We start from the raw sequence: 1,655 nt of genomic DNA, 5'->3' as shown, positions 1-1,655 counted from the left end.
GCCAGGCTTCCGCTTGCTGGCGGCGTTCGATAGCCCGTCGCGCCTCGTCGTCCTCCTCAATCCACTCGGCAAAAACGGCAAACGCACCTTCCAGGGCTTCATATTTCGATGCGGGACCGACCGTCGTAAATAACAAGCGCTCCCCATGGCCCGGATGGAGCCATTGAACCCGAATTTCACGCAGGCTGAGCGGTCCAGCCGGATGTCCGCCGAGCCTGTCGCCGTCTGTAGAACGCATGGACGAGTCTTTTGCGCCTGCCTTGCCGCCCCAGCGCATGGCGTTCGCGGGCTCGTGAGATGCGATCGCTTCATCAGGGCCTGTCGAACCTGCGTCATACGCAGCAGCGCGCCCCTGGAACGGCCAGTCGAAGCGGCCAGCGCGCAGGCGATGGAATTCGCCGGGGGCATCGGCGGAAATAAAATGCTTTGGCATGTGCCTGACGGTGAGCGTGCGCGATGCCAGGTTGAGCGTTAGTTCGATACCGCCGCCAATCACGCGAATCCGCCGCTCGCTCTCAAGGATATCCGCCACACACACAGCCGACGTTGGTGACACGCGTCGGCTGTGGACAACGCCATGCACGAAAAGCAGGGCAAGCATGGACAACGACACGGCAATGAGCACGCTCGATGACGGCTGCGCCGTCAAGCCAAGATACAAGACGATGGCCGCCAGCCCGCACACACTCGTCTTGAAGAGTCGGCCGATGACGGTTTCCGTTTTGAAGAAAGCAAGCAGCAACATGGTGGTCCCCTCTTATTTTTATTTGAATTTGATACCAACGCGCAACGCAGCGGGATGCTGCTGACGCGGCGCGTCGGCTTGAAGCGTTCTGTCGAGATCATCGCGACGCTTCTCTCTCAGTCCTTGGCTCCCCGCACTTGCCGCGATGCCCCGTCCCCTCCAGACGGTGGTTTCGTCGTGCGTTCCCTCCTACGCGCAGGCTGGCTCGACCACTCCGGTCAAACCGCCGCACATGATGCTAGGCGTTGCGTGCACCGCACTCTCATTCTGTCCGTTGTTTCCCCTCAAATTGTTCGAGTGCAGACTCAAACCTGTCCGGCCTTCACTGCGCGCCTAGCCGCCGGACGATCGCGTCGGTCTGGGCGGCAATGGAGTGCTGGTCGCGGAACCGGCGGCCGGCTTCGGCGACGCCGGGCGTTCCCGCTATCTTCGACGCGCCCACTTCGCGCGCTTGCGTGGGCGTGCAGCCGAAGTGTTCCTTGAACGTGCGGTTGAAGGTCGATTCGCTCCGGAAGCCCACCGCGCACGCGATCGTGCTGACGAAGTCGCGGGCATGCATCGGCGATTCGAGGCGGCGCATGGCCTCGTTTAGCCTGCGGGTGCGCACATACTCGGCCACGCCAACCAGCGGCTCAAACAATTCATACAACGCCGTGCGCGAAATCTTGAGCGTGGCGCACAGGGTCGCCGCGCCGAGATTGGGATCGGCCAGATTGCTTTCAATAAAACTCAGCGCCTGCGCCCGCATCATCGGCGTGAGTCTCGGGTCGCCCGATTCGGTCCAGCGTTGCGCACGACGCACCAGGCACGCCGCCAGGAAATCGAGCGTAGCGGCCGCTGCCACGCTCGACTGCTCGCTGTTCATTTCAGTCGCGACGCCGGAGAGGCTCCTCATGTGCGAAGCAATCAG

The 1,655-nt window shown here is 62.5% G+C and carries 2 protein-coding genes; both read right to left on the bottom strand.

The features are described 5' to 3' along the window. Window positions 1–745, bottom strand: a 745-nt coding sequence (locus WCA53_RS11850; RefSeq protein ID WP_423909720.1) for a hypothetical protein, incomplete at its 3' end; no start/stop codon positions are given. Window positions 746–1,067: 322 nt separating this feature from the next. After that, window positions 1,068–1,655: helix-turn-helix transcriptional regulator (locus tag WCA53_RS11845; RefSeq protein WP_423909717.1), on the bottom strand; the 588-nt coding region annotated here is incomplete at its 5' end.

This window comes from Caballeronia sp. (assembly GCF_049581465.1).
Taxonomy (GTDB): Bacteria; Pseudomonadota; Gammaproteobacteria; order Burkholderiales; family Burkholderiaceae; genus Caballeronia.
This window is presented reverse-complemented; position numbering and strand designations above follow the sequence as displayed.